This is a genomic window from Streptomyces sp. A 4/2, assembly GCF_940670765.1.
Taxonomy (GTDB): Bacteria; Actinomycetota; Actinomycetes; order Streptomycetales; family Streptomycetaceae; genus Streptomyces.
Genome location: NZ_CALNVW010000080.1, coordinates 1 through 1,807, shown reverse-complemented (window position 1 = coordinate 1,807; position 1,807 = coordinate 1). Strand labels below are relative to the sequence as shown.

Genomic DNA, 1,807 nt, shown 5'->3' with positions numbered 1-1,807 from the left:
CCCAGGCAGGACTGGTGCAGCCGACTGGGCCGACCCGCCGCGGTCGTCCTGTTCAGGACCCCACTCAAGTGGCGCTTCGCGGTCTACCTCGCCGAGCCCGGCGGTGTTCTGGACGGCGCGCTTCCCAACGAATCGCCCGGCGGTTCCCCCGAGTCCGCTCAGGAGGCTATGCACCGCTGGATCGAGGACACCTTCCAACGGCCGGTCACCATGGCCTGGACGCCCACCGACAAACCGGACTGGTGGACAGGGGATGTCACCGCAACCCGGTCCGGAACCGCGGTGGAGCAGCGGGAACCCCTGGCCAATGAGCACCTCCCAGGAGCTCCCTGAGAGACTTCGCCGCATGGGATTGTTCAAGCGAAACAGCAGGCCAGACGGTGTTGCGGCAGAATCCGATCAAACTGAACTGAGCACCCTGCTCCTGCAGGGCGAAGACATGATCGAGCAGCTGGCACAAGCACACATGTCCTGGGGACTCGGCTCAGCGGACCGATGGGGACTCGACCAGCGCACCGGAATCATCACCTGGACCTTCCCCGACAAGACCGCCACCGCGCCGGCGCAGATCATCGGCAGCTACAACCCCTCAGCGGCCTCCTGGCTCTGGGCATGGGCCAATGAGAGCATCCTCCCCGAGATGAGCCGAGACGCTCGCACCGTCCGCGACTGGGCGAAGGACCACGGCCACCTCGCGCTTACCCAACCGAAGGTCGACGCCGACGAGGGCAAGGCCGCCACGCTCGCTGCACTCGCCCTCAGGATCACTAAGGCCACAGGCTTCTACCGAGGCACCGGCAGTACATCGATCCCGATCATCACCTTCGGAGCCGTGACTCTGACCGCCGAGGACGGCACGACATCAACCTTCAAGATTGATATCGGCTGACGCCCCGACCGGAGAGCCGCGCCCACCCGGCACCCAGTGGGAGTGCAGCCATCGCTGCGGCTATCGGTCTCAGGCGTCGGCGCGCAGGAGTTGGATCAGGCCAACCCAGGTCCGCTCGTCGACCTCAGCGTGAACGGCGCGAACCGTCCAGCGACCGCCGGGCAGCGGGACGGGTCCTTGGTCGGGCAGCCCACCGCCATTGGGGTACTCGACGTTCAGTTCGGTCCCTGCGGTGACGGAGTCCATGAGCACCGCCGGCCCGTCCGTCTCCCAGGTGCCGCACTCCTCCCACTCGACAGCGGGGTCGGCGAGGACGGCCTCGGCCACAGCGAGCAGATCGGCCTCGGAGTCAGCAGCGAGCCAGCGGAGGAAGGCATGGTGCCGCGGGAGGTAGCAGGTGCTAGCGGGCTCGTCTGCCAAGATCAGTGCCCGCGCACCGTCCTCGCCCACGGCAATCACCCCGGCCAGACCGTCCACCTCGCAAGCGCGGTCGTAGTCGTCCGGGGTGTCCGCGTCGCTGATGACCATCCCCGTTTCCGTGCAGCCGCCCCATCTGGCCAGTGCGGAAACAGGGACGACTATCAGCGGGCCGCCCATCGACTCCACCCAGGGGTGGGAACGCTGGGCTGAACCGGCTTGGGTGGATGAGGGTGTGCTCATGTTGCGAGTCTGCCCTCTGCCACTGACAATGCTCCACCAGGTTGACCAGGGATTGGCCCCTTTCCCCGGAGCCGCATCGCTGACACTGTCAGCGAAGTAGATGACCTGCTCAGCTTGGCTCTTTTCCAGGCCAGGTACAGATAACGGCCTGTTCATCAGTCAGAAATTCCACCGGCATGCGGCGGACGGTAGCCAGCCCCCACCAGTGATCGAGGATCTTCCGGAGAACCCCGCACCGCACCGATCACCTGTGCTAGG

3 protein-coding genes are annotated in these 1,807 nt (G+C 66.2%); 2 read left to right on the top strand and 1 reads right to left on the bottom strand.

What is annotated here, in order from left to right; translation table 11 throughout:
- Both NBY69_RS37100 and NBY69_RS37095 read left to right on the top strand, forming a co-directional pair.
- Positions 1 to 333: hypothetical protein (locus NBY69_RS37100; protein ID WP_250306684.1), on the top strand; the 333-nt coding region annotated here is incomplete at its 5' end.
- A gap of 13 nt (positions 334 to 346) precedes the next feature.
- On the top strand, positions 347 to 889 hold the full coding sequence (locus NBY69_RS37095; protein ID WP_250306683.1) for a DUF6882 domain-containing protein: 543 nt from the start codon (positions 347 to 349) through the stop codon (positions 887 to 889).
- Between the two features lie 69 nt (positions 890 to 958).
- On the opposite strand, the gene NBY69_RS37090 is transcribed toward NBY69_RS37095, so the two are convergent.
- Positions 959 to 1,549 carry an immunity 21 family protein gene (locus NBY69_RS37090; RefSeq protein ID WP_250306682.1) on the bottom strand — a complete coding sequence of 197 codons (591 nt, stop codon included), beginning with the start codon at positions 1,547 to 1,549 and terminating at the stop codon, positions 959 to 961.
- Between the last annotated feature and the right edge of the window lie 258 nt (positions 1,550 to 1,807).

Bases quoted from the DNA above. Each gene is read 5' to 3' on its own strand.
- NBY69_RS37090 (WP_250306682.1), bottom strand. From the start codon at position 1,549: ATGAGCACACCCTCATCCACCCAAGCCGGTTCAGCCCAGCGTTCCCAC.
- NBY69_RS37095 (WP_250306683.1), top strand. From the start codon at position 347: ATGGGATTGTTCAAGCGAAACAGCAGGCCAGACGGTGTTGCGGCAGAA.